The organism is Mesorhizobium sp. WSM3859 (genome assembly GCF_002295065.1).
GTDB lineage: Bacteria > Pseudomonadota > Alphaproteobacteria > Rhizobiales > Rhizobiaceae > Mesorhizobium.
The window spans coordinates 1-26,836 of record NZ_NSGG01000017.1 but is presented as its reverse complement, the minus strand read 5'-3'; the positions used below and the strand labels follow the sequence as shown (position 1 = coordinate 26,836).

Below are 26,836 nucleotides of genomic sequence, written 5' to 3'. Positions count from 1 at the left end.
CATGCAGGAACACGATATGTCCTGGGTGCGCACGGAGATGGCGCTGGCGCAGCCGGCGCCGCCGACCGAACGCGGCGCCTATGCCTGGGTGCGCAAGAACCTGATCGGCTCGGTCGGCGACACGATTCTCACGGTGCTGGGCATCGCCATCGTGCTCTGGGTCCTGCCGCAGGTCATCAACTGGGCCTTCATCAATGCCGTTTGGACCGGACCGGACCGCACGGTCTGCACCACCGCCTCGCAAGGCGGCATCCAGCCCGATGGCTGGACCGGCGCTTGCTGGGCCTTCGTCAACGCCAAGTTCGGCCAGTTCATGTTCGGCACCTATCCGGTCGAGGAGCGCTGGCGGCCGATCCTGGTCGCCATCCTGTTCGTGGCGCTGCTGGTGCCGATGCTGATCCCGCGCGTGCCGCGCAAGGGACTGAACGCGCTTTTGCTCTTCGTGGCGCTGCCGATCGTCGCCTTCTTCCTGCTGGTCGGCGGCGTGTTCGGCCTGCCGCATGTCGAGACCCCGCGCTGGGGCGGGCTGCTGGTCACGCTCAGCCTGTCCTTCGTCGGCATCGCCGTGTCGCTGCCGATGGGCATCGTGCTGGCGCTCGGTCGGCGTTCGAAGATGCCGATCATCAAATGGCTGTGCGTCGTCTTCATCGAGACGGTGCGCGGCATTCCCCTGATCACCGTGCTGTTCTTCGCCAGCGTCATGCTGCCGCTGTTCCTGCCGGAAGGCGTCAGTTTCGACAAATACCTGCGGGCGCTGATCGGCGTGTCGCTGTTTGCCGCCGCCTATATGGCGGAAGTTATCCGCGGCGGCCTGCAGGCGATCCCGAAGGGCCAGTATGAAGGCGCCGACTCGCTCGGCCTGGGCTACTGGCAAAAGATGGGCCTGATCGTGCTGCCGCAGGCGCTGAAGCTGGTCATTCCCGGCATCGTCAACACCTTCATCGGCATGCTCAAGGACACCAGCTTGGTCCTGATCATCTCGATGTTCGACCTGCTCGGCGTGGTGAAGCAAAACTTCGCCGACCCCAACTGGGCGACGCCGCAGACACCGAAGTCCGGCCTGATCTTTGCCGCCTTCGTTTTCTGGCTGTTGTGCTTCGGCATGTCGCGCTATTCAATGTACACCGAACGCCGCCTCGATACCGGCTACAAACGCTGATGCATATCGCCCAAAACTGTGGCGCGGTTTTGGGACATGCATCAAGAACAACGATAAGGGGAATTGGCCATGACCACCGAAAACGCCGTCAGCGCGGAAGACCTGAAGGTCGATGCCAAGAAGATGCACATCTCGACTACCGATGTCGCCATCGACATTGTCGGCATGCATAAATGGTATGGCGAGTTCCATGTGCTGAAGGACATCAACCTCAAGGTGATGCGTGGCGAGCGCATCGTCATTTGCGGTCCCTCCGGCTCCGGCAAATCGACCATGATCCGCTGCATCAATCGGCTGGAGGAGCATCAGAAGGGCAAGATCATCGTCGACGGCAAGGAACTCACCAACGATCTGAAGAAGATCGACGAGGTGCGCCGCGAGGTCGGCATGGTGTTCCAGCATTTCAACCTGTTCCCGCATCTGACCATCCTGGAGAACTGCACGCTGGCGCCGATCTGGGTGCGCAAGATGCCGAAGAAGCAGGCCGAGGAAATCGCCATGCATTTCCTCAAGCGCGTCAAGATCCCGGAACAGGCCAACAAATATCCGGGCCAGCTTTCCGGCGGCCAGCAGCAGCGCGTAGCGATCGCCCGTTCGCTCTGCATGAACCCGCGCATCATGCTGTTCGACGAGCCGACTTCGGCGCTCGATCCCGAAATGATCAAGGAAGTGTTGGAGACGATGGTGGGCCTGGCGGAAGAGGGCATGACGATGCTGTGCGTCACCCACGAGATGGGCTTTGCTCGCAAAGTCGCCAACCGGGTGATCTTCATGGATCAGGGCCAGATCGTCGAGCAGAACACGCCGGCCGAGTTCTTCGACCATCCGCGCCATGAGCGGACAAAGCTGTTCCTGTCGCAGATCCTGCACTGAGCGGCCACTCGATCGTCATCCTGGGGCGAAGCAAGGAGCGAAGCGACGCGCGCAGACCCTAGGATCCATGCGGTTACGCTAAGGCGTTGCAACGGCTCAGAATTCTACTCCGCCGCGCTTGATGACGGACGTCATGGCATCGATCCTCGGGTCAAGCCGAGGATGACGAAATCACGAGGCGACTGACTTGTCGCGCCCGATGAGAAGAGCGTTGCGATACCTTGCGATGCTGGTCGCAGCGGTGCTTCTCGCCGCCGCGCTCGGCACATTGGTGCCGCGCCCGCTCTGGCCCGCTGCGATGGCCGAAGGCCAGGGAACGCAGCACATTCTTGTGCTGAAGAACCCGATCCATACGGACATCGCTATCCCTCTCGATGACGGCGTTCGCCGGCGCTTCGCCTTCCTGGTCGATGCCGATCTGCCGATGGATGCCCCGGAAGCACGCTACATCGTCTTCGGCTGGGGCGGCCGCGCCTTTTATTTGGAGACGCCGACATGGTCGCAATTGAAGGCCGCGCCGGTGTTGAAGGCGCTGACGCTTGACGCCTCGGTGATGCATGTCGATGTCGCCGGCGCGATCAAGGACCCGCATCCGGATGTCGCAGGCTTCGACATCGACGAAGCGCATTTCGCGGCTCTCCTCGACTACATCGCCGCGAGCTTCCAGCAGGGCACGGGCGGACCCGTGGCTATCGAGAAAGCCGGCTACTCGGCCTACGACCGTTTCTATGAAGCCAATGGCCATTTCAACGCGCTGGTCGGCTGCAACACCTGGACGGCGGCGGGACTAAGGGTTGCCGGCCTGCGAACCGGTTGGTGGAACCCGCTGCCGGTATCGCTGTGGTGGTCGATGGGGCTGTATGACTAAGCGCTCGTCCTTGTAAAGAACGTCTCGTTCCTTCGCGCCCCCCTCTGTCCTGCCGGACATCTCCCCCACAAGGGGGGAGATCGGATGTCGCGACGGCATTCGCCAATGACCAACGTTGCAAGAGAAGCGCCGGCGGCGAAACTGCCAATCTCCCCCCAAGTGGGGGAGATGTCCGGCAGGACAGAGGGGGGCGCTGTCCCGCCAGCCTATCCGGCCGTCAGGCACCCTACCGCCGCACCACCTTCCGCTCCTCCCACCCATAAAGCCAGTCCAGATCGGCCGCGAGCTTCTCCGGCGGCCGCGTCGCCAGCACCAGATCGCGGGCGACCGCCACCGGTCCCCAGGCGTGCCAGGCGAGCTGGTTGAGCGCGCCGCGCTTGAGCACCCTTTCGACGCGTGGCCGCCTGAGGTTTTCCCAGACGGCGAGGCTGTGGGCCGGATCTCCGGGAAAGTCGGCGACCAGATTGGCGAGCATCGAGGCGTCCTCAATCCCCATGGCCGCGCCCTGCGCCGCGAACGGCGTCATGGCATGCGCGGCGTCGCCGATCAGCGCTATGCCTTGCGGGACCGCCCAGCGCCGTTGCCGGACAGTGTGCATTGGAAACGCCGTCCACGGCCCCGCCAGCGCCACGAGCCTTTCGAGAACGGCCGCGGTGCCACGCATGGCATTGGACAGAATGGCCGGGTCGGCATGGCCAGACCAGCCTTCCGCGATACGTTCGCCTCTGGTGAAGGCGGCGAGGTTGACGGTGCGGCCCTTGCTCACCGGGTAGGCGACCAAATGGAAGCCGGGATGCAGGAATGTTGTGACCCAGCCCGCCGCTCCGATCTCGGCAAAAGCCTGCCCGGCAGGGCTGTCGACCGCCACCGTGGCGCGCCAGGCCAGTCGGCCCGAAAAGCGGCTTTTCGCGAAAGCGAAGTCCCGGGCCGCAAGCTGCGCGCGAACCGTCGACCACACGCCGTCGGCTCCGACCAGCAGACCGGCTGCAACCGATATGGTTTTGCCTTCGGTCTCGACCGTCGCGGTCACGCTTCGCGCGTCGGCGGCGATGCCTGTCACCCGTGCGCCGGTAACGAGCTCGATATCGCGCCGATCCGCCACTTCCTCCGTCAGGGCCGTCTGCAGGTCGGCGCGGTGCGCCACCAGATAGGGCGCCCCCCAGCGCTGCTCGGCCGCGTGTCCAAGCGGCACGTGCGCCAGCTCGCGCAGGCTTCTCGCATCCTTCAGCACCACCGCTTCGGGCCGGACCGCGTTAGGCAACAGGCGGTCCAGTGCGCCAAGTCGGCGCAGGATGCGGGTCGCGTTCGGAGACAGCTGGAGGCCGGAGCCGGCCGCTTCGAGCTGCTTGGCCTGCTCGAACAGTTTCACCGGCAAGCCGCGGGCTGAAAAGGCGAGCGCTGCCGTCAGCCCGGCTATGCCTGCCCCGGCTATGACGACTTGCCGGGACCGTGTTTCAGTCATCGTCGGGGAAAAGGCTCAGGCAGCCTGATCGACATAGAGGCAGCCGGCCGGCTGCGTTTCCGTCGCCTTCAGCGACGGCGAATAGCGGTAGAGCGTCGAGCAGTAGGGGCAGACTTTTTCATTGTCGTCGCCCATGTCGAGGAAAACATGCGGATGATCGAAGGGCGGGTTGGCGCCGGTGCACATGAATTCCTTGACGCCGATCTCGATGACCGGATGGCCCGCGTCGTTCTGGAAATGGGGAATGCTACCGCCTGCCATCGTCGTCTCCAATAGGGTTCGGCCAGTGGGTGTGACCCCGCCTGCATCTGGAGCATAACATGCCAGTTTGCAAGATCGATGAAATCAAACTGTCGCAAAAGGCTGGCAGAGGATAAGTTGAGCCGGTTAAGCGCGTGAGGCCGGGCACGGAGCGATTCCGTGACGATCATGTGTCACAAAGAGATGTTAGGGCGTCGCCGGACGGCAAAATGCGGCGCTCCCAGGGACGGTTGCGGACAGAGCGGGAAACCATGAACGAACTGAAGCCGGTGCAGAGCGAGTTCATTACCGTCGAGGCGGCGAGCCCCGACGGCGGCAATCCCGACCGTTTCGTCAACCGCGAGTTTTCCTGGCTGCAATTCAACCGGCGCGTGCTGGAAGAGTCGCTCAACGAGCATCATCCGCTGCTCGAACGCGTCCGCTTCCTGTCGATCTCGGCTGCCAATCTCGACGAGTTCTTCATGGTCCGCGTTGCCGGCCTTGCCGGTCAGGTGCGTGAGGGGATCGCGCTGAAAAGCCCGGACGGCCGAACCCCCGAGCAGCAGCTCGAGCAGCTGCTGCGCGAGGTCGAGCGCCTGCAGGAGGACCAGCAGAAGAGCCTCTCGGTGCTGATGACCCTGCTCAACAAGGAAGGCATCGAAAGCATCACCCGCGACGCGCTGACCAAGGATGAGAAGACCTGGCTGGAGGAGCATTTCCAGGAACAGGTCTTCCCGGTGCTGACGCCGCTGTCGATCGATCCGGCGCACCCGTTCCCGTTCATCCCCAATCTCGGCTTTTCCATCGCCTTGCAATTGCGCCATCGCAAGAATGGCGAGGAGATGAGCGCGCTCTTGCGCCTGCCGGTGGCGCTCAGGCGCTTCATTCGCCTGCCGGACCGCAAGCGCCATGTGCGCTTCATCCCGCTGGAGGAGGCGGTCGGCATCTATATCGGCAAGCTGTTCCCCGGCTATGAGGTCAAGGGCTCGGGCACGTTCCGCATCATCCGCGACAGCGATATCGAGGTCGAGGAAGAATCGGAAGACCTCGTGCGCCTGTTCGAGACGGCGCTGAAGCGGCGCCGCCGCGGTTCCGTGATCCGCATCGAGTTCGACACGCTGATGCCGGCCGAATTGCGCGATTTCGTCGCCGGCGAGCTCGGCGTCTCGTCGAGCCGCATCAGCGTGCTCACCGGTCCATTGGCGCTCAACCAGATTTCCGAAATCGTCGCCATTCCGCGCGACGACCTGAAGTTCACCCCCTACAATCCGCGCTTTCCCGAGCGCATCCGCGAGCATGGCGGCGACTGCCTGGCCGCCATCCGCGAGAAAGACATCATCGTCCACCACCCCTACGAATCCTTCGACGTGGTGGTGCAGTTCCTGCGCCAGGCTGCCGCCGACCCGGAAGTGGTGGCGATCAAGCAGACGCTCTACCGCACCTCGAACGACAGCCCGATCGTGCGCGCGCTGATCGACGCCGCCGAGGCCGGCAAGTCGGTGACAGCGCTGGTCGAGCTGAAGGCGCGCTTCGATGAGGAGGCCAATATCCGCTGGGCGCGCGACCTCGAACGCGCCGGCGTCCAGGTCGTGTTCGGCTTCCTGGAGCTGAAGACCCACGCCAAGATGTCGCTCGTCGTGCGCCGCGAGGACGGCCGGCTGCGCAATTACGTCCATCTCGGCACCGGCAACTACCACCCGGTCACCGCCCGCATCTACACCGACCTGTCCTTCTTCACCACCGATCCGACGATCGCGCGCGATGTCGCGCAGATCTTCAACTTCATCACTGGCTATGCCGAACCGGCGGAGGAGATGCGCCTTGCCGTGTCGCCCTTCACGCTGCGCGACCGCATCCTGAAGCACATCGCCGAGGAAGTCGTCCATGCGCATGAAGGCCGCCCGGCACGCATCTGGATGAAGATGAACGCGCTGGTCGACCCGATCATTATCGACGCCCTCTATGACGCCAGCCGCGCCGGCGTCGAGATCGACCTCGTCGTGCGCGGCATCTGCTGCCTGAGGCCGCAGGTGCCGGGCCTGTCCGAGAATGTAAGGGTGAAGTCCATCGTCGGCCGTTTCCTCGAGCACAGCCGCATCTTCTGCTTCGGCAACGGCCACGGCCTGCCGTCGGACGAGGCGATCGTCTACATCTCGTCCGCCGACATGATGCCGCGCAATCTCGACCGCCGCGTCGAGACCCTGGTGCCGATCACCAATCCAACTGTGCATGAACAGGTGCTTGGCCAGATCATGCTGGGCAACATCATGGACAACCAGCAAAGTTTCGACGTATTGGCTGACGGCACCTCCCGGCGCGTTGTGCTGGAGGAGGGCGAGGAGCCGTTCAACGCGCAGGAATATTTCATGACCAATCCGAGCCTCTCCGGACGGGGCGACGCGCTGAAGTCGCATGCGCCCAAGCGCATCGCCCAGTTCAAACGCCGCAAGAAGAACAGCGCCGCGTGATTGCAGTTTCCCAGGGCCGGCTTCAGGACCGGCGGCCGCTGTCGATCATCGACATAGGGTCGAACTCGATCCGCCTTGTGGTCTATGAAGGGCTGGCCCGCTCGCCCTCGCTGCTGTTCAACGAAAAGATGCTGGCTGGCCTCGGTCGAGGCATCGTTTCGACGGGCAAGCTCGACCCCGAAGCCGTGACGCGCTCGATGGAGGAGTTCCGCCGCTTTCGCGCGCTGTCGGATCAGGCGGGCGCCGAGCACATGTATGTGCTGGCCACCGCCGCCGCGCGCGAGGCGGGCAACGGTCCCGATTTCATCCACCGCGCCGAGGAAGTGCTGAAGACCGAGATTCGCGTGCTCACCGGGCGCCAGGAAGCCTATTATTCGGCGCTCGGCGTCATTTCCGGCTTCCATCCGGCCAATGGCATCGCCGGTGACCTTGGTGGCGGCAGCCTTGAGCTGATCGATATCAACCGAGAGGCGATCGGCGAGGGCATCACGCTGCCGCTCGGCGGCCTGCGCCTGCAGGACATGGCGAAGAACTCGCTCGTCCAGGCGCAGAAGATCGCGCGCCAGGAACTGGCGCGGGCCAAGCTGCTCAAGGGCGGGCAGGGCAGGGCCTTCTATGCCGTCGGCGGCACCTGGCGAAACCTTGCCAGGCTGCACATGGAGATGAACAACTACCCGCTCGGCATCATGCATCACTACGAGATTTCGGCCGACAGCGCGCAGACCTTCCTCAGGCAGGTGGCCAAGGGCGAGGTCGAGAAGGTGAGGGGCATCGAGGGCGTTTCCAAGAACCGCCGCTCGCTGCTGCCCTACGGCGCTGTCGTGCTGCAGGAGATCATGGCGGCGATGCAACCCTCGAAGATCGTCGTCTCGGCGCAGGGCGTACGCGAGGGCTTTCTCTATTCGCTGCTCGACGCCGAGGAGCAGAAGGCCGACCCGCTGATCTCGGCGGCCGAGGAATTGGCGCTGTTGCGCTCGCGCTCGGTGCACCACGCGCATGACCTGGTCGAATGGACCGGCAAGGCATTCAAGGCCTTCGGTATCGACGAGACGGAAGACGAAACGCGCTACCGCCATGCCGCTTGCCTGCTCGCCGATATCGGCTGGCGCGCGCATCCGGAATATCGTGGCAGGCAATCACTGAACATCATCGCGCATGCCTCCTTCATCGGCGTCGACCATCCTGGACGCGCCTATCTGGCCCTGGCCAACGCCTATCGCCATGACGGCATCTTCAACGACGGCATCGCGCCCGAGATCAAGGCGCTGGCGCCGCCGCGCCTGCTCGAGCGCGCCCGCGTGCTGGCGGCGATGATGCGCGTGGTCTATTTGCTGACGGCGGCGATGCCGGGCGTGATGCCGAGGCTGAAATGGGAAAGCCGCGGCAACGGCGCGCTGGCGCTGGTGCTGCCGGCCTCGCTTTCCGATCTCTACGGCGAGCGCCCTGCCGGACGGCTGGCGCAACTGGCGCGCATCACCAACCGCCGCCTGGTGCTGGCGGTGGAGGGAGGACCGAGCGTTTCGGTCAAATAGGGCTGGCTCAGGTCACCTCGGCGCTGATCCCAAAGCCACGCCCGTCGGCCGACCATGCGCCGGCGCCGGCCATGGCGAGCGCCAGAAAGCCGCCGGCAATGGCGATGTCCTTCATCAGCATCTGCTGGTGCAGGAAGGCGAGGGTCGCATCGTCGCCGCCCTGGCCGTAATGGCCGATGAAGCCTGCGACGATACAGAAGGCGGCAAGCAGCAGCGCCACGATCCGCGTCTGGAAACCGACAAGGATCAAAAACCCGGCAATCAGTTCGAACAAGCCTGTGCCCCAGGCTGCCAAAGTCGGCAGCGGCAGGCCGAGGCCGGCGAAATAACTGATCGTGCCGCCGATGTTGGTCAGTGCCTGGAAGCCCGACGGTACGAACAGCGCTGCGAGAAGCAGCCGCGAGACCAGAAGCAACGCATTGCGAAACATTGGCCACCTCCCTTGCCGGCCGGCTCGGCTGACGCCGGCTGCGGCGCAGTCTACGCCTGCAACGAAAAAGCGGCGCGGAAAATTCCGCGCCGCTTTTGAGTTTGGGCTTGGGAGGAAAGAAGGATCAGCCGCGCTTGGCGTCGATCGAATAGGCGCCGGCGCCAGACGAGGCGAGCAGGACGAAGCCGCCGGTGATGGCGAGGTTCTTGAGGAACTGGATCATCTGCATCTGGTCGGCCCAGCCGGTATGCGCGACAAGGCCGGTGGCGATCGTGAAGATGGCGAGCACCCAGGCGACGATCCTGGTCTGGAAGCCAATGAGGACGGCAAGGCCGCCGAGCAGTTCGATCAGGCCGACGAGGACGGCGGTCACGGTCGGGACCGGCAGGCCAAGCGCGCCGAAATAGGCGGCGGTGCCGGAAATGGCGGTGAGCTTGCCGAAGCCGGAAAGCAGGAAGATCACGGCCAGCAGAATGCGGCCGAGCAGGATCGTGGTGGAGCTGTTGGACTGGGCGCCGTTGGCGGCGACGGAAGAGTTGATGGACATGGCGGTTCTCCGAATGGGTTGGATGCCCAATCAGATAGACGATGGAGACTGTTCACCAAAAGACGCCTATACGGCGACACATTGTTCACAGAATATATGTTTTCGGGATCGGCGGTCGCGCGCGAAAATCGTGTCTTGGGATTGGGCTATCCCGGTAAATTCTGCTGCCGCAAAACGGAACGCTCGGTCCGAAGTTTGCGAGCGCTGGCTTCGGAGATTTGCCGAGGCGCTCGTGGGTCGTCATCCACGGGCGGAGCAAGGAGCGAAGCGACGCGCGCAGACCCGAGGATCCATTCCGTGACCTTAAAGCAGCCGCAAGCGGCGGGGAATCCGCGCCGCTGTGTCCTTCGACTGAAGTAATGGCATCGCGAGGCCGCGGCAGCCTGTAACAGCCTCGCTTCGCGTCACGAAAACTACCCCGGATGCGTCATGTCCTCCGGCCGCACCAGCCGATCATAGTCAGCCTCGCTGACCAGCCCGGTGGCCAAGGCCTCCTCGCGCAAGGTCGTGCCGTTCTTGTGCGCGGTCTTGGCGATCTTGGCGGCGTTGTCGTAGCCGATGGTCGGCGCCAGCGCCGTCACCAGCATCAACGAGCGCTCGAGCGCAGCCTTGATGTTGTCCTCGCGCGCCTCGATGCCGACCACGCAATTGTCGGTGAAGGACACGGAGGCGTCGGCGAGCAGCTGCACCGACTGCAGGAAGTTGTAGGCCATCAGCGGATTGTAGACGTTGAGCTCGAAATGGCCCTGGCTGCCGGCGAAGGTAAGTGCGGCATTGTTGCCGAACACCTGCACGCAGACCTGCGTCAGCGCCTCGCACTGGGTCGGGTTGACCTTGCCCGGCATGATCGAGGAGCCCGGCTCGTTCTCCGGCAGCGACAGTTCGCCAAGGCCTGAGCGCGGGCCGGAGCCGAGCAGGCGGATGTCGTTGGCGATCTTGAACAGTGCCCCGGCCGCCGCGTTGATCGCGCCATGCGAGAAGACCATGGAATCATGCGCCGCGAGCGCCTCGAACTTATTCGGCGCGGTCACGAAGGCAATGCCGGTTATCGAAGCGATACGGTCCGCCACCTTTTCCGCGAAGCCGACCGGCGCGTTGAGGCCGGTGCCGACGGCGGTGCCGCCCTGCGCCAGCTCCTGCAGGCCGGGCAGCGTCTGCTCGATGCGCTTGATCGAGGAGGCGACCTGCGCGGCATAGCCGGAAAATTCCTGGCCAAGCGTCAGCGGCGTGGCGTCCTGCGTGTGCGTGCGGCCGATCTTGATGATGTGGTTGAAGGCGCGGGCCTTGGCGTCGAGCGCCTTGTGCAGATGATGCAGGGCGGGGATGAGATGATGCGCGACCCGCTCGGCGCAGGCGATGTGCATGGCCGTCGGATAGGTGTCGTTGGACGACTGGCTCATATTGACGTGGTCGTTCGGATGCACCGGCTTCTTCGAGCCCATCACCCCGCCGAGCATCTCGATAGCCCGGTTGGAGATCACCTCGTTGGCGTTCATGTTGGACTGTGTGCCCGAGCCGGTCTGCCACACCACCAGCGGGAAATGCTCGTCGAGCTTGCCGTCGATGACTTCCTGCGCGGCCTCGACGATCGCCTTGCCGATGGCCGGGTCGAGCCGCTTCATCTCCATGTTGACCTCGGCCGCGGCGCGCTTGACGATGCCGAGCGCGCGTACGATCGAAGCCGGCTGCTTTTCCCAGCCAATCTTGAAATTGCCCAGAGAGCGCTGCGCCTGCGCGCCCCAATAACGGTCGGCCGCCACCTCGATGGGACCGAACGTATCGGTTTCGGTTCTGGTCTTTTCAGCGCTCACGGCAAGTCTCCGGTCTGTCGATTTGGGCAACGGCGTATCGCGTTGCATAAACGGCATCAAGCGGAGATTGCGGGCAAGGAAGATGCAAATCGGTTGAAGGGAGAGGCTATTCTCACCCGGCGGTATAGCCGCCATCCACCGCGAATATGCTGCCGCTGGTCCAGGCGGCCTCGTGGCTGGCGAGATGCACCGCCATGCCGGCGACATCCGCGGGACGGCCGATGCGGCCGAGCGGATAGCTTCGCTCCACATAGTCCTTGAGTTCGTCTTGTGCCTGCTGCGGAAGGTTGACGATCGATTTGCGCCGCATGGCGGTGTCGATGGTGCCGGGCGCGATCGCGTTGACGCGGATGCCGCGCGGTCCAAGCTCGAAGGCAAGCGATTTGGTCAGCGAATTCAGCGCGCCCTTGGACAGCGAATAGAGGCTCGACGGCCGTTTCGGGATCATCTTGCTGGCGAAGTAGGACGAGATGTTGATGACCGAGGCGCCGGCGCTCAAATGCGGTAGCAGCTGTTGGGTAAGGAAGAACGCCGCCGTCACATTGAGCGCGAAGGAATGCTGGAACTGCTCAGCGCTCACCGTCTCGAACGGCACCAGATAGGCGACGCCGGCATTGTTGACGAGGATGTCCAGCGGCCGGCTGGATTGGCCGACATAGCCGACGACCGCATCGACGCCGGCGCTGGTGGCGAGATCGGCCGACAGCGTTTCGATCGCGGCATTTTCAGCAGCCTTGGCGATTGTCTCGCGCGCAGTGTCCAGCTTTCCCGCATCGCGCCCGACGATCAAAAGGTCGGCACCTTCTCGGGCAAAGGCTTCCGCAATCGCCAGGCCGATGCCGTCCGAGCCCCCCGTGACCAGCGCCCGCTTGCCTTGAAGTCGCATCGCCATGCTCCTGCAATTGGAGCGGCAATGCAACGCCGAGCAAGGCGGGCGGTCAAGCGAATGAGCTATCGACGGGTATGAACTTTATCCCGCCGAGGCCAGTCCGACGGGCGTGGGCTGGCGAAGCGCAAGCCGCCCCGCGACGAAATCCTTGACCTGGCGCACGGCCTGCTCGCGCGAGACGCTGCCCGGCTGCAGGCCGAGCCTGAGCCACAGCCCGTCGATCAAGGCGGTGACGCCAAGCACGATCTCCTCGGCCAGTTCCGGCGAAGCGAGGCCGCGCAGGCCGGACAACAGGTTTGAGCGCATGCGCGCGTGGATCACCTTCTGGATACGCGCCAGCTTCTCGTCGCGCGGCACCTCGGCGCAGAGCGACAGCCAGGCGTGGCAGAGCGGCGGCAGGAACAGGTGCTCCTCGAAATTGCCCTCGATCACGGCGTCGAGCCGTTCCATCGGCGTCCGCGCCCGCTGCAGCCGGGCGACCACGGCATGACAGAGCACGGCATTCGCCTCGCGCATGGCGTGCTCGAACAACTCCTGCTTGTTGCGGAAATAATGCAGCACGATGCCCTTCGAGGCCCCGGCCTGGGCCGCGACCTTTTCCAGCGTCGCGCCGGCGATGCCTTCGAGTTCCAGAACGGCGAACGCCGCCTGCCGCAACTCCTTGCGGCGTATGTCGCTGAGACGCGTCAGTTTCACTGGATCGATCCATGCATGGCGAATCCATGTTGACATCTTCGCCCGCTCAGATCAATGATTGACCGATGGGACAATAAAATGACCAATAGGTCAAAACGATCGAAAGAGGAGAACCAGAATGTTGCGCATGCTTGCGAATGGCGTCTGTGTCGCGGCCCTGATGATGGCTTCCCAGGCGGCCCGGGCCGCTGAGGCCGAGAGCTGCAAAACGGTCCGCATGGCCGAGCCCGGCTGGAACGATCTCGCCTTCACCACCGGGGTGGCCAAGGTGCTGCTCCAGGCGCTCGGCTACGAGCCGCAGAGCGAGGTGCTCGGCATCAACGTCATCTACGAGGGCATGAAGAACAAGGACCTCGACCTGTTCCTCGGCTACTGGGATCCGGCGATGGTCACCTATTACGAGCCCTACAAGAAGGACGGCTCGATCGAGAATGTGCGGGTCAATCTGGTCGGCGCCAAATACACTTTCGCCGTGCCGACTTATGTCTGGGAGGCCGGCGTCAAGGACCTGTCAGACCTGCACAAATTCGCCGACAAGTTCGGCAAGAAGATGTACGGCATCGAGCCGGGCTCCAACCAGCTGATGATGGACGCCATCGCCGATCCGCAATTCGATCTCGCTGGTTGGCAGGTGGTGGAGTCGAGTGAGGCCGGTATGCTCTCGGAGGTCGGCTACGAGATCAAGGAGAAGCAGTTCATCGTCTTCCAGGGCTGGGCGCCGCATCCGATGAATACGATGTACGACTTCAAGTATCTGACCGGCGGCGACAAGTTCTTCGGTCCGAATTTCGGCGCCGCCACGGTGACGACGCAGGTGCGCAAGGGTTTTCTGCAGGAGTGCCCGAACGTGGCGCAACTCCTGAAGAACCTCGCCTTCGACATCGACATGGAAAATGTCGGCATGGGCTATCTCATCAATGACGGCATGAAGCCGGAGGAGGGCGCGCTGAAGTCGATCGCCTTGCATAAGGATCGCCTCGATGCCTGGCTCGCCGGCGTCACCACTTTCGACGGCAAGCCCGGCCTTGCCGCGGTCAAGGAAAAGCTCGGACTGTGAGGCAGGCAGCTCCGGAGCTAACGGATCAGGACATCGAGCAGTCCACCTGGCCCTCCCGCAAGCGGATGGTCGATGTCGGCGGCCTCGAGCTTGCCTATGTCGAGATCGCTGGTTCGGAGCCGCCTTTGCTCTTGGTGCATGGCTTCACCGACACCAGCCGCAGTTTTTCGCTGCTGGCTCCGCATCTTTCCGGGCGCCGGCTGATCATGCCGGACTTGCGTGGTCATGGCGGCTCTGCTGCAGGCGAGGGCTGCGGCGCCGCCGATTTCGCCGACGACATGGCCGGGTTGATCCGGCACTTGCGGCTGAACCGGCCGGTTGTCATCGGCCACTCGCTGGGCGGCATGGTGTCGATCGCGCTGGCCGCGCGCCATCCGGAATTGATCGGTGGGCTGGTCATCCTGGCCAGCACGCTGAAGCCCGATTTCGGATCGCATCACCAACTGATCGACGGTGTGGCGGCCTTGCGCGACCCGATCTCGCCGTCGGATCCGTTCTATGACTGGTGGCATGCTTGCCGGCCAGGTGTGCCGCGTGCCTTTCTCGCCGGCCTCGCGCAGGACGCCTCCGCGATTCCGGCGGCGCGCTGGCGCGCCATTCTCGAAGAAATCCGCCACACCGATCTGACCGCCGCTGCGAGGGCCGTGCAGGCCCCGGCGCTGATCATCGCCGGGGGGCACGATCCGCTTTTCGGAGCGGCGCACCAGCAGGCCATGGCCGAGGCGCTCGCCGGATCGCGTAGGGTGTGGGCGCGGGAATGCGGCCACAACCCGCATTGGGAAGACCCAGCCTTTGTCGCCGAGGCAATAGCCGGCATGTTGCCGGCCGCGTGATTATCGCAAAAGCGATCGGCTCGTCGGCGTCAGCCGCAACGTCTCAACCGGCTTAGTGGAAAAAGTCTGCATGGTTTCGCGGGCCGCCAGCCATGCCGGCAAACCGGCGAGGGCGGCCCGATGGCCGGCATGGGTATCGCCATCGTCGAAACCGGTGACGATGACGAAGACATTTTCGGCAGCGCGCACGGGCAAACGCGGAAACGTGTTTTCGGAATGCTCGGTGACGAAGGCGCCAAGCAGCCGGGCGCCGCTTGCCACAAGCGGCGGGACCGCCTCCGCCTCGAAGCGCTCGGCAAAACCGGCTTCGGTGCCTGGCCGCAAATGATGAATCGAAATCTCAACAAAACCGGGCAAACGGTTTTCACCGCTCATAATTTCAGCCTTATCGGCCGTCGTCCGCTGCAAGTTTGAGAGGTCGAATTCCGCACCCCGCCAGGCCGGTTTGAGCAGCAGCACGTCGTCGGAATCGATCATCGTCGCATTGGCGGCATCCCGATGCTCGGCCCAGACCGGCCCGCCATAGAAGGCGGCCAGCGCATTTCTCCGCGCCACCATGTCGCCGAAACCGCGCAGCCAGACGAACATGTCCGGTCGGTCGACATCGCGGAACTGGCCGATGACGGTCATACCGGTCGCTTCCTGTGTCTCGACGAACTCGCGGTCGAAGAGGGCAATCAGCGTTTCGCGCTGTCCGGGCTTCAGCGTGTATTGCCGCAGTTCCACGACAGGCGAGGCAAGGCGAGAGGGTCGGTTCATGATTGAAATCTCAAAACAGGGTGATCGTCCTGTTTTATAAACAGACCGGTTGTCCTGTTTTGTCAATCTGCTATCGTGATCCGATGTCAGGAGAGATTGCTGTACGGCCTCGCAAGAAGCGCACCAACGATCCCGAAGGCATGCGCCGGCGTGTGCTCGACGTGGCGGAAGGTTCCTTCCAGGCGCGCGGCTATCATGCCTCCAGCCTCGGCGATCTGATGGCGGCTGCCGGCGTCACCGGCGGCGCGCTGCACCACCATTTCCCGACCAAGAAGGCGTTGGCGCTCGCGGTGATCGAGGAGCGGGTCGCGGCCGCGGTCCAGGAAACCTGGATCGACCCGGTGCTGGCGGCGCCCTCGGCCCGCGAAGGCGTGCGGGCCGTGTTCGAAGCGGTGGCGGCGGAGCTGGAGCAGCAAGGTTATGTGCGCGGCTGCCCGCTCAACAACCTCGCGCATGAATTGTCGCTGGCCGATGATGAATTCCGCTCGGCGCTGGCCGGAATCTTCGCCGGATGGCGGCAGGCTATCGCCGATAAGATCCGGGCCGACCAGCTGGACGGCGCGGAGGGCGGCACCGATCCCGACCGCTTCGCCGCGCTCGCGGTGGCGGCCTATTCCGGCGCCATGTCGATGGCCAAGACGTCGCAGGACGCCAGAGTATTGCGAGAGTGCTTGAAGGGATTGGAAAGCGTGTATCCGTCTTCCAGCGGACTGGCAGCGAGGCGACGCCGCAGGATCTTGTTACGATAGACGCTGGCGGGACAGGGGGTGTGTGAGGGATCGCTTTCGCTTGAAAATTTAAGAGCGGCTGCCAATTACTTCTTAAGCGGCTTGATCCTCTCGAACCCCACCTCGCTCTGCGCGCTCGTCCCTTCGTCATATCGCCGCGCCAGCACCGCTTGCAGGTCCGGCGAATAGAGCGCGGTGAAGGTATCGATGACGTTGCCATTCTCGCCGGTGATCGTTTCGCCGACCACGAGCACATTGTATTTGCAGTCGCCGAGCCTGTAGGTGTCCTTGCCCTTGACGGCGAGCGCCAGCGTCTCGGTGCCCTGCGGGGCCTTTTTCGAAGACAGCCGCACGAATACGGCCTTGCTCTTCGCGCCCGCCTTCAGCGGGAACAGCTTCTTCAAGTCGCCGAGCGGGATCATCGACAGCCGCCCGGTGTCGCTGTCGCGGAACACCTCGATCAGCCCGGCATAAAGATACTGTATCTGCGGCGAATCCGATTGATACTTGTTGGCGACCGCGACCATGCCGCCGGGCGCCGGTCGGAACTCGCTGCTTATGCCGGCCTTTTCGAGCACGAAACCGGCCTTGGCGGACTTTGCGTCGACGCAGTCCGAGGCCTGCGCGGCGCCAGCGAAGGTGAGCATGGCGAACACGACGCCGGTTGTAAGGGTTTTCATGCGTTCTTCCCCTGGATGCATGTACCAAAGCAATGACAGACCGCCGCCGCGCTGTCGACCCAGGAGCTTTTCATGCCTTGCATGAATAGTCTCCAGGCGCGGGCCGGGCATTGAACTGGACGAGGCGGTTCGAGGGTGTTTAATCGGGCGACGATGAATCACTCTTCGCCAGCAATCGTTTCGCGCCGCACCTTCATCGCCCGCATGGGTGGGCTCGCTGCCGCCGGCGTCGTTCCGCGGGTGGCCTTCGGCCAGACTGGAAAGCGCATCCAGCCGATCGACGCCACCTTCCTCTTCATCGCCGACATTCATGCCTGCCGCATGGCAAGCGGCCTCAGTCCCAACTGCCTGCAGGAGGGCAAGACCGATGCCGCCCTTCTGCGCAATGTCGCGGCCCTGAACGCCATCGCCGACAAAAGGTGGCCGGCCGAGATCAACGGCGTTGCCACCGGCCTGCATTCGGCCGGCACCCGCATCGGCACGCCGCTCGGCCTCGTCACCGGCGGCGACATCACCGACGATGGCGGCGGTCAGGTCACCGAGCCCAGCGAAGGCACGCAGCTTCTGCAGTTCTCCCAGCGCTACCAGGAAGGTATGGGGCCGGACCGCGTCCACATCCCGGTCTATGTCGGGCTGGGCAACCACGATCTCGACCAGAACGGCTCGCCGCCGCATGTCGATTGGTATCGCCGCGAATTGCGCGACTATGTCGAGGTCAATCATCGCCCCGGCGTGTTCTTCAAGCCGCCGGTGCCGGCGACCGAATATGACGTCGATACCGATTGCTATTCCTGGGACTGGGGCGGCCTGCATCTCATCCAGACGCACCGCTTCGCCGGCGACACCGGCCATGCCGCGCCGAGCAGCCTGCCCTGGCTGAAGCAGGACCTTGCCACATATGCCGGCGATGGCCGACCTGTGGTCATCTTCCAGCATTATGGTTGGGACACCTTCTCGACCGAGCGCTGGGATCCGGTGAAGCGCACTTTTGATGACGATGGCGCCGGCCGCCCGCATTGGTGGGGCGAAGCCGATCGCCAGGCGCTGCTGGCCGCGATCAAGGGCTACAATGTGATTGCGGTCTTTCACGGCCACCAGCACGAAGTGCCGATGATCTATCAGCGCGACGGGCTCGACCTCATCAAGCCGAAGGCGGCCTATATGGGCGGCTTCGCGCTGGCCAGGGTCACGGCCGACAACATGGATGTGGTGCTTGGCGAGGCGGCCGGCGACCATGGCGAGATCGTCTTCACCAACGCTTTCGCCAAGCAATTCCAGGCATGAAAGGGCCGCCTGGCGGCGGCCTTGGTGGTCCTGTCATCAAGGTGCTTGGGAGGTGCGATTGCATCGGGCAACGCAATCCGGCTAGGGTTCGTCGCGGCTGCGGGAGAGGGCAGCCCTTGGGGGAACTGGATTTGCGTCTTCGTGTGGCCTTTGTCGCAGTGCTGATGGCCGTGGCCGGCTGCGTTGCCGACGATGTCGGACCGATCAACACGCTGACCAAACAAGCAGGTCACCCGTCGCCCACCTACATCCCCGATCCCGCCGATGACGGTTCGACTGTCGTGGGTCTGGCGTTCTCCGGCGGAGGCACGCGGGCGGCCGCCTTTTCCTACGGCGTGTTGCGGGCGCTTGACGACGTCGTCATCGACCAACGCCCGAAACGGCGCACGCTGGTCGACGACATAAGGATGATCTCCGGCGCCTCCGGCGGCGCCATCACCGCCGCCTATTTCGGCTACAAGGGCAGGGATGGCTACCAGGATTTCCGCGAGCGCTTTCTCATCCAGAACGCGGAAGCCGACCTCAGGGAGGCGATCTCGCCGGTCAACCTGGTGCGTGCCTATTATGGCGGCGTCAACGACCGAAGCGGCTTCGCCAAATGGCTGAACGACCATCTCTTCGACGGCGCGACGTTCAAGGCGTTGCACAAGCCGAACGGGCCGATCGTCTGGATCAACGCGTCCGACATCTACAACGGCACGCCCTTCCTGTTCACCTACGACACCTTTGCAGCTCTCTGCAGCGATCTCGACAAGGTGCGGCTTGCCGACGGCGTCGCGGCATCCGCTGCCGTGCCCGTCGTCTTTGCGCCGATCGTCGTCGCGGCGACCAGTCCCGATTGCGGCTACCACCGGCCCGGCTGGCTGAGTGAGGCGTTGGCCGACCGCAACGCCTCGCTGCGGCTCAAGGCCTATGCCAAGGCGCTCGACGCCTACCAGAACGCCGGCCCGCGCGACTATGTGAAGCTGCTGGACGGCGGCCTTACCGACAATATCGGCGTCACCGGCTTCACGCTCGAGCGCTCGGCCGCCGGCACGCCCTACGGGCCGCTGTCGCCCTCGGAAGCCGTACGCCTGAACACGCTGATCTTCATCGTCGTCGACGCCGGAAGCGGCAGCAACAAAGCCTGGACGAAGTCGGTGCATGGACCGAAGGCCAGCGAGCTTTTCAATGTGACGACCAGCACCACGCTTGCCGCCTCGGTGCGCGACGAATTCGATGCGCTGACGCTCGCCGTCTCGCAATGGAAAGGCGAGCTGGTGCGCTTCCGCTGCGGCCTGCCGGGCTCGGCCGTTTCCGCCTATCGCGGCTTGGCCGGCGGCTGGAACTGCCGTGACGTGCACCTCGTGGTCCAGCATTTGTCCTTCGCCGATCTCGACCCGCCAACCGAGGCGAAGCTGAACGAGATCCCGACCAGGCTCAGGCTGCCTGTCGATCAGGTCGACCTCCTGATCGGCGCCGGCCGCAAGGCGTTCGAAGTCAATCCCGACATACAGGCGGCGGTGGCTGCGATCCAGGCCCGTGCCGGTGTCAGGTCGGCGACGATCACGACGGCCGAAGCGAATTGACATCATCAGGAGACAGTCTTGGCAGAGTTCACCCTCTATATCGGCAACAAGTGCTTTTCCTCATGGTCGCTGCGGCCCTGGGTGGCGATGAAGCACTTGGAGATTCCCTTCGAGGAGGGCTTCGTGCGCCTGCGCACGCCGCAGACCTTCGCCAACCTTGCCAAGGTGTCGCCGACCGGCCTGGTACCGGTGTTGAATCATAATGGCAGGATCGTCTGGGAAACGCTTGCTATCCTTGAATATCTGGCCGATCTCTATCCCGAGAAGAAGCTTTGGCCCGAGGATATCGGCGCCCGCGCGCTGGCGCGCTCGGTGGCGACCGAGATGCATTCAGGCTTCCGCGAGGTTCGCTACGGCTGGCCGATGAATCTGCGCCGGCCGAAATCGCACAAGCCGCTCGATGCCGAGGGCGAGGCGCAGCGGGCAAGGATCGAGGCGATCTGGCGACAGTGCCGCGAGCAATATGGCCAGGGCGGCCCGTTCCTGTTCGGTCATTTCACCGCGGCCGATGCCATGTATGCGCCCGTGGTCACACGCTTTGATACTTATGGCGGCGAGCTGGCGCCCGTCACCCGCGCCTATGTCGACGCGGTGTTGGCGACGCCCGCGATGCGACACTGGTATGCGGAAGCCGCGAAGGAGCCGTGGCCGGAGCCAGGGCCGCACGAACAGGATTAACAGGCGGACGGGTTTTCAGGCCGCGGTTTCCGGCATGGATTGAAAGGTCTCTTGCGCCTGTGGAACTGGCCGGCGCAATATTGACCCGGGAGGAAGACCGCATGGCCAGCAGCGAAGCACCGCGTAAAGCCACCGCGCCCAAAATCTTCCATTGCCGGCTGATCCCGCCGCGGCCGGATTTCGCCTTCACCATGACGGAGGAGGAAAGGGCGCTGATGGGCCGCCATGCCGACTATCTGCGCGAGAAGCTCCGCGAAGGCAGCATGATCATGGCAGGCCCGGTCGCCGATCCGGCCGGCCCTTGGGGGCTGCTGATCCTGCGTGCCGGCAGCGAAGCCGAGGCTAGGGCGGTGACCGACGGCGACCCGGTGGCGAGATCGGGCCGCGGCTTCCGCTATGAAATCCTGCCGATGTTGAGCGTGATCATGTAGGCGCCGCACAAAAAGAACGCCTCTCGCGCGTTTTATGGCGCGGGAGGCGTCCTTGTGCCGTTAGCCTTCTTTCGACTGCTGACGGCATTGCAATAACGCCCGGCTCCGGCGGCGGTTCCCTAGCTCGGCAAAATAGTTGACGTCTGTTCGCAGACGTCACGACCGATCGGCAACCGCAGGTCTTTTCCGTTCCGCTTGCCCGATTGTGTGCTAGGACCGGTCGATCGCGAGGTGAGTCACCGACGCTTTTCAGGGATCGACATGGCCATCAAATTTTCCGCCAAGGAGCAGCCGCCGGCTCCGGCCGCTGCCACGAAACTGGCCAAGCCGGCCGCCGCGCCGAAAGCCGACAAACCGCTCGACCTCGATCTTCTCGGGCAGCCGCCCCAGAAGCCGCCGCGCAAGACGAGGAAGAAGTAGAAGATTGCCGCACGAAGCCGACCACAGTCGCTTGCCTTGGCCGTCCGCTACGGCAGTCGATTCCGGCTGGCCGGGGGGCGATGGCGCGGCCGTGTTCGACTGCCAGAGCTGCGGTGCCTGCTGCTCCTATTCGGCCGACTGGCCGCGCTTCTCGACCGAGGAGGATGAGCAACTGGACCGCATCCCGCTCGAACTGGTGGCGGCCGACCAGTCCGGCATGCGCTGTGATGGCGTGCGCTGCTCGGCGCTCACCGGCGAGGTTGGCAAGCACACCGCCTGCGGCGTCTATGATCTCCGCCCAGATGTCTGCCGCGCCTGCATGCCTGGCGGCGACGATTGCCTGATGGCGAGGGCGGCGCATGGGCTGGTGATTAGCTAATCTCCCCCCTTGTGGGGGAGATGTCCGGCAGGACAGAGGGGGGCGCTGTCCCGCCGGCGTCTCAGGCGAGCTTCGATCGGACATCCGAGCAGATTTCAAAAAGCGGAAACTGAGAGGCCGCATTCCTTCGCGCCCCCCTCTGGCCTGCCGGCCATCTCCCCCACAAGGGGGGAGATCACGCTCTCGCCCTGCTTGCCTCACGCCACACCTCCCGGTACCTTCCGGCCGGGCAGGGCCGCGGAGGAAATTCATGAGCATCGAATTCTTGCTGACGTCGCTGATTATCGTGGCCTCGCCCGGCACCGGCGTCCTCTACACGCTGAGCGCCGGCCTCTCGCGCGGCGCGCGTGCCTCGGTCGTCGCCGCCTTCGCCTGCACGCTGGGCATCATTCCGCATATGGCGGCCGCCATCACTGGCCTCGCCGCGGTGCTGCACACCAGCGCCGTCGCCTTCGAGACGCTGAAATATCTCGGAGTCGCCTACCTGCTCTACATGGCCTGGAACACGTTGAAGGAAAAAGGCGGCCTCAGCATCGATGAGGACGCCGCGCCGCGCTCGACCGCCAGGACCATCACCACTGGCATCCTGGTCAACGTGCTGAACCCGAAACTGTCGATCTTCTTCTTCGCCTTCCTGCCGCAATTCGTCAGCACCACCGAGCCGCATGCTTTCGCCAGGATGCTGGAGCTCTCAGGCGTCTTCATGCTGATGACCTTCGCTGTCTTCGCCGTCTATGGAGTGTTCGCGGCTTCGGTGCGCAGCCACATCGTGTCGCGGCCGAAGGTGCTGACCTGGATGCGCCGCAGCTTCGCCGCCGCCTTCGTCATGCTCGGCGCCAAGCTGGCTGTGGCGGATCGCTAGCTCCTTGATCCGTTGCCGGTCTCGGAAGCCTCGTCGCTTCCGGAGTCGGCCGCAGCTCTAACGCCGAGGCGCCAGGCCGAGGGCGGGACGCCGATCATCTTCTTGAAGGCACGGCTGAAGGCGGCTTCCGATTCATAGCCTATATCCGCCGCGATGCTGGCGACGTTGCTGTTTCCGGCACTCAGCAGTTCCGAGGCGATTTGCATGCGCCATTTGGCAAGGTAGTGCATCGGCGGCATCCCGACGATTTTGGTGAAGCGCTCGGCGAGCACGGTCCGCGACAAGGCGGACTCCTTGGCCAGCGCCTCCACCGTCCAATTGTGTGCCGGCCGGTCGTGAATCAGCGCCAGCGCCTTCGCCAGATGCGGATCGCGCAGGCCCGCCAGCCAACCGGTTTGCTGCGGCGGCAGCGATTCCACATAGCGGCGCAGCACGTCGACGAACATCAGTTCGCTGAGCTTGGTAAGCACCGTTTCGCTGCCGGCCCGCTTCTCGGCCACTTCCGAGACCGCCAATCTGATGAACTGGCCGAGCCAGCCGCCATCGCCTTTGACGTCGCCCGCCTTGATGACGGGCGGCAGCGCTTCGAGCAGCGGATTGAAGGACAGGGCATGGCAGGCGAGATAACCGCAGACCAGCCGCGCCGACAGCGATCCGTCCTTGACGTAGTTGATCGGGAAGGGCGTCTGGCTTGCGGCAGCAATCTGCAAGACATCCGCCGTGGGCGGGTCGGCCCTGAGGTCTGGCGTGCTCGACATGATATACGGATCGCTGTGGGTGAAGACCACGACCTCGCCGGCTTCCACCGGGATAGCCTCCTGGCCGACGATGCGGGCAAAGCAGCGGCCCTCCGTCAGCACGTGATAGGAAATCAGGTGGTCGGCGCCCGGCAGTATCCTCGGTAGTATCGAGGCGGGCGCAGGCGAGCACACCGCCCACGGATCCTGGGCCTCGATGTCGAAGAACGTCGCGCCGGTGAGGCGCACCGTTTTCAAAAGGTCAGACAGAGCATCCCCGGCCATTCCACCCATGTCCCGCTAAGCCAGCTGCGCGATATCCCATTCGAGTTCCGGACGCGCTGTCAACTAACGCGGACGGCCCGTCATTCCGTCCCAGGCCGAAAGCTTTAAACCCCAACCGGCGCCAAGAGCTGTCCTCAATTGAGCGCTTCGCGCAATCGAACGCAACGAAAGAAAAGGACGAAAGTCATGACGGTACATAAGGGCGGGTGTTTTTGCGGCGCCGTGGAAATCGAAGTCCACGGAAACGCGGAGGCAATGGGCTACTGCCATTGCAGTTCCTGTCGTTCGTGGTCGGCGTCTCCAGTGAACGCTTTCACGCTGTGGAAGCCTCAGAACGTCAAGGTCATCAAGGGCGCGGAGTTTCTGTCCGGCTTCGAGAAGTCAGCGATGAGCGATCGCCAGTTCTGCACCAAATGCGGCGGCCATCTGATGACGGACCATCCGCCTCTCGGGCTGGTCGACGTCTATGCGGCCACCATACCGACGGTGGAATTCGCGCCGGGGGTCCATGTCAACTACGCCGAGACGGTCCTGCCGATGAAGGACGGGCTGCCGAAGCTGAAGGACTTTCCCGCCGAGCTCGGCGGCTCCGGCATCGCGGTCCCGGAATAGGTCCGGACGATGGCTGACGACTTTCAAGCAACCGCAATTCACGACAGGAGAACAGCAATGGATATCGCGACGTTTCGCGCCACGCAGGAGCCGATCAAGGATCTTTATCGCAAGGACGCGCGGGCCGCGCTTCTTACCTTGAAGGCGGAGGGCAGCGCCGACGACTCAAAGGTGACCTGCAAGGTCGAGACGGGGCGCGGGCTGGCGCTCGCCGGCATCCATCCGAAGGCCGGCGGCAGCGGCCAGGAGCTTTGTTCCGGCGACATGCTGCTGGAGGCTTTGATCGCCTGCGCCGGCGTTTCGATGCGGGCGGCCGCGGCCGTGCTCGAGATCCCGATCAAGTCGGCGGAAATCTCCGCCGAGGGCGACGTCGACCTTCGCGGCACGCTGGGGGTCACGGAAGGCGTGCCGGTCGGCTTCAAGGAAATCCGCCTGCGCTTCGACATCGAGTCGGATGTCGAGCAAAGCCGGCTGACCCAACTCATGGAACTCACCGATCGCTACTGTGTGATCTTCCAGACCATCCAGCGCAGCCCGAAGACCTTCGTGAAGCTCAACAGGGTGGTCTCGTGACACTTTGCCCGGAACCGAGATCCTGGCGGGCAGGTTCCGGGTTGGGCCTGAGCGCGGCTTTTCGCGCCAGGCCTATCCTTTCACATAGCCCATCGCCTCGACGATTTTGCCAGAGCGGCGCGCGCAGGCGCTGGCGCTGCTGGTCGAATCCTCGCCGGAAGGCCTCATGGTGATCGCCCGCGCCACCCGCGACCGCACTCCGGTCCAGACCGTTGCCGACGAGGTCGCCGCGCTGGTCGAGCAGGCGGTGCTTGCCGGTCAGGCCACTGCGGGGCCGCATTGACCATTTTGAGCGGCCAACTCGATCGCGCGGGCCGATCAAGGTTTGCCGACAGAGCGTTTCGCGCTTCCTTTCAACGGTGGAACGCGCTAGCGGACCGACTGCCGGATCAGATCGCGGCCTATCGGCTTGGGTGTCTCGCTGCGCAGCACCAGCGCCGTCGTGACGGAACCATGACGCGCCACGGCGTCGACGATGCTTTCAAGCTGCGCCGGCGAGGGGACGACCACTTTGATGATGAAGCAGTCCTCGCCGGTAAGCCGGTGCACTTCGGTGATCTGTGGCATCTCGGCGAACTGCCTGAGGCAGGGGCGGATATGCTCATGCGTGGTGCGCACCCGGATGATGGCCATCATGCCCAGGCCGAGCGCGGCCGGGTTGATCACGGCGGTGTAACCGGCAATGACGCCTCGCTCCTCCAGGCGTTTCACCCGCTCAGAGGTCGCCGGCTGCGAGAGGCCGACACGGCGGCCAAGTTCGGACATGCCGATACGCCCGTTCTCCTGCAAGGCTTCGACAATGGCAATGTCGGTGGGGTCGAACATAACTTGCTCATCGGGTTTTTCAGCTTCACCTTGAATCCATCGGATTCGAAGTCATTTCTCCGATGATTTCCTATTCCCGCTCCCGTGGCAAGACGCCACCATGCCCCTGTTGATCGATAGGAGCAAGGCGACATGACGCATTTCATTATCCTGCCGGGCAGCGGCGGCTCGGGGCCTACGCATTGGCAATCGCGCTGGGAAGATACCGATCCGGCGATGCGGCGTTTCCGGCCATCGAGCTGGGACCTGCCTGATTTCACCGACTGGCTGGCGGCTCTGGAGGCAGCTGTGATCGAAGCGCCAGAGCCGCCCGTTCTGGTGGCGCACAGCCTGTCTTGCCTGCTGGTCGCGCATTGGCAGAAGATTTCGCAACGTCCGGTCCGCGCCGCCATGCTGGTCGCGGTCCCCGATCCGATGGCGGCTGTGTTCCCGGTCTACGGCATGGCCTTCGCCAGGATCCCCCAGGACAGATTGCGTTTTACCTCGCTGGTGGTCGCCAGCACGGACGATCCCTACGGATCGTGCGACTATGCCGAGGCGAGGGCGGCGCGGTGGGGCAGCGGCATCGCCGTCATCGGCTCGGCCGGCCATATCAACGCGCAAAGCGGAATGGGCGACTGGCCGCAGGGCCGCGCTTTGCTCGATGGCCTTGTCGCGGAAGCAGCCTGATGCCCAGCGTTGGCGTGCGAATAACGAAAAAGGGCGGCATTGCTGCCGCCCTTCCGTATGCACTCGCTGGATAGCTTGGATTAGAAATCCATGCCGCCACTCAAGCCCGCTTGCGGGCTTGAGCAATGTTAGTTGATGGGCGTGCTTTATGGACTTCTTAGAAGTCCATACCGCCCATGCCACCCATGCCGCCGCCGGGCATGCCGCCCGGCATACCGCCGGCAGCTTCCTTCTTCGGAGCTTCGGCGATCATGGCTTCGGTGGTGACGAGCAGGCCAGCGACCGAGGCCGCGTCCTGGAGAGCGGTGCGCACGACCTTGACCGGGTCGACGATGCCCATGGCGATCATGTCGCCATACTCGCCGGTCTGGGCGTTGAAGCCGAAGGTCGCCCCCTTGTTCTCGAGGATCTTGCCAGCAACGATCGAGGCTTCAGCACCGGCGTTGGCCGCGATCTGGCGGGCCGGGGACTGCAGCGCGCG

31 protein-coding genes are annotated in these 26,836 nt (G+C 64.1%); 19 read left to right on the top strand and 12 right to left on the bottom strand.

The annotated features are described in order from the left end of the window. The first annotated feature begins 1 nt into the window (after window position 1). The 3 genes from CK230_RS27575 (at window position 2) to CK230_RS27565 (ending at window position 2,900) form a co-directional block, all read left to right on the top strand. Window positions 2–1,159, top strand: coding sequence for an amino acid ABC transporter permease (locus CK230_RS27575; RefSeq protein ID WP_095819977.1), 1,158 nt, complete (start codon window positions 2–4; stop codon window positions 1,157–1,159). A 69-nt stretch (window positions 1,160–1,228) separates the two neighbouring features. Next, complete coding sequence (locus CK230_RS27570; RefSeq protein WP_095819976.1) at window positions 1,229–2,032, top strand: amino acid ABC transporter ATP-binding protein; 804 nt, start codon at window positions 1,229–1,231, stop codon at window positions 2,030–2,032. Window positions 2,033–2,231: 199 nt separating this feature from the next. Then, on the top strand, window positions 2,232–2,900 hold the full coding sequence (locus CK230_RS27565) for a TIGR02117 family protein (RefSeq protein WP_095819975.1): 669 nt from the start codon (window positions 2,232–2,234) through the stop codon (window positions 2,898–2,900). Between the two features lie 226 nt (window positions 2,901–3,126). On the opposite strand, the gene CK230_RS27555 is transcribed toward CK230_RS27565, so the two are convergent. Continuing rightward, window positions 3,127–4,362 carry an FAD-dependent monooxygenase gene (locus CK230_RS27555; RefSeq protein ID WP_095819974.1) on the bottom strand — a complete coding sequence of 412 codons (1,236 nt, stop codon included), beginning with the start codon at window positions 4,360–4,362 and terminating at the stop codon, window positions 3,127–3,129. A 15-nt stretch (window positions 4,363–4,377) separates the two neighbouring features. After that, window positions 4,378–4,623, bottom strand: coding sequence for a zinc-finger domain-containing protein (locus CK230_RS27550; RefSeq protein ID WP_027169907.1), 246 nt, complete (start codon window positions 4,621–4,623; stop codon window positions 4,378–4,380). A gap of 251 nt (window positions 4,624–4,874) precedes the next feature. Between CK230_RS27550 and CK230_RS27545 the strand changes: the two genes are divergently transcribed. Both CK230_RS27545 and ppx read left to right on the top strand, forming a co-directional pair. Next, window positions 4,875–7,070: an RNA degradosome polyphosphate kinase gene (locus tag CK230_RS27545; protein ID WP_095819973.1), complete on the top strand. Its 2,196-nt coding sequence runs from the start codon at window positions 4,875–4,877 to the stop codon at window positions 7,068–7,070. Beyond that, window positions 7,067–8,602, top strand: a complete 1,536-nt coding sequence (gene ppx / locus CK230_RS27540) for an exopolyphosphatase (RefSeq protein ID WP_095819972.1) — start codon at window positions 7,067–7,069, stop codon at window positions 8,600–8,602. The genes CK230_RS27545 and ppx overlap by 4 nt, the downstream gene beginning before the upstream one ends. Before the next feature lie 7 nt (window positions 8,603–8,609). Here the strand turns inward: ppx and CK230_RS27535 are convergent, their stop codons facing one another. From CK230_RS27535 to betI, 5 genes are all read right to left on the bottom strand, one after another. After that, window positions 8,610–9,032, bottom strand: coding sequence for a DoxX family protein (locus tag CK230_RS27535; protein WP_095819971.1), 423 nt, complete (start codon window positions 9,030–9,032; stop codon window positions 8,610–8,612). 124 nt (window positions 9,033–9,156) lie between these two features. Further along, window positions 9,157–9,579: a DoxX family protein gene (locus CK230_RS27530; RefSeq protein ID WP_095819970.1), complete on the bottom strand. Its 423-nt coding sequence runs from the start codon at window positions 9,577–9,579 to the stop codon at window positions 9,157–9,159. 413 nt (window positions 9,580–9,992) lie between these two features. Further along, on the bottom strand, window positions 9,993–11,390 hold the full coding sequence (gene fumC, locus CK230_RS27525) for a class II fumarate hydratase (protein WP_095819969.1): 1,398 nt from the start codon (window positions 11,388–11,390) through the stop codon (window positions 9,993–9,995). A gap of 112 nt (window positions 11,391–11,502) precedes the next feature. Further along, a complete protein-coding gene (locus CK230_RS27520) occupies window positions 11,503–12,276 on the bottom strand; it encodes an SDR family oxidoreductase (RefSeq protein WP_095820063.1) in 774 nt (257 codons plus the stop codon). A gap of 84 nt (window positions 12,277–12,360) precedes the next feature. Next, window positions 12,361–13,011 (bottom strand): transcriptional regulator BetI, encoded by a 651-nt coding sequence (gene betI, locus CK230_RS27515; RefSeq protein ID WP_095819968.1) that lies wholly within the window; start codon window positions 13,009–13,011, stop codon window positions 12,361–12,363. 82 nt (window positions 13,012–13,093) lie between these two features. Here betI and choX point away from each other — a divergent pair, with 82 nt between their 5' ends. Next, window positions 13,094–14,032: a choline ABC transporter substrate-binding protein gene (gene choX / locus CK230_RS27510; RefSeq protein ID WP_095819967.1), complete on the top strand. Its 939-nt coding sequence runs from the start codon at window positions 13,094–13,096 to the stop codon at window positions 14,030–14,032. Then, a complete protein-coding gene (locus CK230_RS27505) occupies window positions 14,029–14,865 on the top strand; it encodes an alpha/beta hydrolase (RefSeq protein ID WP_245430074.1) in 837 nt (278 codons plus the stop codon). The genes choX and CK230_RS27505 overlap by 4 nt, the downstream gene beginning before the upstream one ends. Here CK230_RS27505 and CK230_RS27500 read toward each other — a convergent pair whose 3' ends face one another. Then, the gene (locus tag CK230_RS27500; protein WP_095819965.1) at window positions 14,866–15,624 is read right to left on the bottom strand and encodes an NIPSNAP family protein; all 759 of its coding nucleotides are present in this window, start codon (window positions 15,622–15,624) and stop codon (window positions 14,866–14,868) included. A gap of 83 nt (window positions 15,625–15,707) precedes the next feature. Here CK230_RS27500 and CK230_RS27495 point away from each other — a divergent pair, with 83 nt between their 5' ends. Beyond that, entirely contained in the window at window positions 15,708–16,373 is a 666-nt protein-coding gene (locus CK230_RS27495; protein WP_095819964.1) for a TetR/AcrR family transcriptional regulator, read from the top strand. 65 nt (window positions 16,374–16,438) lie between these two features. On the opposite strand, the gene CK230_RS27490 is transcribed toward CK230_RS27495, so the two are convergent. Continuing rightward, window positions 16,439–17,032 (bottom strand): hypothetical protein, encoded by a 594-nt coding sequence (locus CK230_RS27490; RefSeq protein ID WP_095819963.1) that lies wholly within the window; start codon window positions 17,030–17,032, stop codon window positions 16,439–16,441. A 153-nt stretch (window positions 17,033–17,185) separates the two neighbouring features. Here CK230_RS27490 and CK230_RS27485 point away from each other — a divergent pair, with 153 nt between their 5' ends. The 7 genes from CK230_RS27485 (at window position 17,186) to CK230_RS27455 (ending at window position 22,654) form a co-directional block, all read left to right on the top strand. Then, on the top strand, window positions 17,186–18,316 hold the full coding sequence (locus CK230_RS27485) for a metallophosphoesterase (RefSeq protein WP_095819962.1): 1,131 nt from the start codon (window positions 17,186–17,188) through the stop codon (window positions 18,314–18,316). A gap of 164 nt (window positions 18,317–18,480) precedes the next feature. Continuing rightward, window positions 18,481–19,884, top strand: a complete 1,404-nt coding sequence (locus tag CK230_RS27480; protein ID WP_095820062.1) for a patatin-like phospholipase family protein — start codon at window positions 18,481–18,483, stop codon at window positions 19,882–19,884. 18 nt (window positions 19,885–19,902) lie between these two features. Then, a complete protein-coding gene (locus CK230_RS27475) occupies window positions 19,903–20,562 on the top strand; it encodes a glutathione S-transferase family protein (protein ID WP_095819961.1) in 660 nt (219 codons plus the stop codon). A gap of 101 nt (window positions 20,563–20,663) precedes the next feature. Continuing rightward, window positions 20,664–20,993, top strand: coding sequence for a YciI family protein (locus tag CK230_RS27470; protein ID WP_095819960.1), 330 nt, complete (start codon window positions 20,664–20,666; stop codon window positions 20,991–20,993). Window positions 20,994–21,254: 261 nt separating this feature from the next. Next, window positions 21,255–21,413 carry a hypothetical protein gene (locus tag CK230_RS33285; protein WP_176480240.1) on the top strand — a complete coding sequence of 53 codons (159 nt, stop codon included), beginning with the start codon at window positions 21,255–21,257 and terminating at the stop codon, window positions 21,411–21,413. Between the two features lie 91 nt (window positions 21,414–21,504). Further along, window positions 21,505–21,792: a YkgJ family cysteine cluster protein gene (locus CK230_RS27460; RefSeq protein ID WP_176480253.1), complete on the top strand. Its 288-nt coding sequence runs from the start codon at window positions 21,505–21,507 to the stop codon at window positions 21,790–21,792. 250 nt (window positions 21,793–22,042) lie between these two features. Continuing rightward, window positions 22,043–22,654, top strand: coding sequence for a LysE family translocator (locus tag CK230_RS27455; RefSeq protein WP_095819958.1), 612 nt, complete (start codon window positions 22,043–22,045; stop codon window positions 22,652–22,654). Here the strand turns inward: CK230_RS27455 and CK230_RS27450 are convergent. Next, the gene (locus tag CK230_RS27450; protein ID WP_176480241.1) at window positions 22,651–23,676 is read right to left on the bottom strand and encodes an AraC family transcriptional regulator; all 1,026 of its coding nucleotides are present in this window, start codon (window positions 23,674–23,676) and stop codon (window positions 22,651–22,653) included. The genes CK230_RS27455 and CK230_RS27450 overlap by 4 nt on opposite strands. A gap of 186 nt (window positions 23,677–23,862) precedes the next feature. On the opposite strand from CK230_RS27450, the gene CK230_RS27445 reads away from it, so the two are divergent. The 3 genes from CK230_RS27445 (at window position 23,863) to CK230_RS27435 (ending at window position 25,144) form a co-directional block, all read left to right on the top strand. Further along, window positions 23,863–24,288 carry a GFA family protein gene (locus CK230_RS27445; RefSeq protein WP_095819956.1) on the top strand — a complete coding sequence of 142 codons (426 nt, stop codon included), beginning with the start codon at window positions 23,863–23,865 and terminating at the stop codon, window positions 24,286–24,288. Between the two features lie 57 nt (window positions 24,289–24,345). After that, the gene (locus CK230_RS27440; protein WP_095819955.1) at window positions 24,346–24,861 is read left to right on the top strand and encodes an OsmC family protein; all 516 of its coding nucleotides are present in this window, start codon (window positions 24,346–24,348) and stop codon (window positions 24,859–24,861) included. A gap of 106 nt (window positions 24,862–24,967) precedes the next feature. Then, window positions 24,968–25,144: a hypothetical protein gene (locus CK230_RS27435; RefSeq protein WP_245430073.1), complete on the top strand. Its 177-nt coding sequence runs from the start codon at window positions 24,968–24,970 to the stop codon at window positions 25,142–25,144. 86 nt (window positions 25,145–25,230) lie between these two features. Here CK230_RS27435 and CK230_RS27430 read toward each other — a convergent pair whose 3' ends face one another. Further along, window positions 25,231–25,686 carry an Lrp/AsnC family transcriptional regulator gene (locus CK230_RS27430; RefSeq protein ID WP_095819954.1) on the bottom strand — a complete coding sequence of 152 codons (456 nt, stop codon included), beginning with the start codon at window positions 25,684–25,686 and terminating at the stop codon, window positions 25,231–25,233. 132 nt (window positions 25,687–25,818) lie between these two features. On the opposite strand from CK230_RS27430, the gene CK230_RS27425 reads away from it, so the two are divergent. Then, on the top strand, window positions 25,819–26,355 hold the full coding sequence (locus tag CK230_RS27425) for an alpha/beta hydrolase (RefSeq protein WP_095819953.1): 537 nt from the start codon (window positions 25,819–25,821) through the stop codon (window positions 26,353–26,355). Between the two features lie 157 nt (window positions 26,356–26,512). Here the strand turns inward: CK230_RS27425 and CK230_RS27420 are convergent. Next, window positions 26,513–26,836 (bottom strand): TCP-1/cpn60 chaperonin family protein (locus tag CK230_RS27420; RefSeq protein WP_280952573.1); only part of this gene is annotated, 324 nt, incomplete at its 5' end.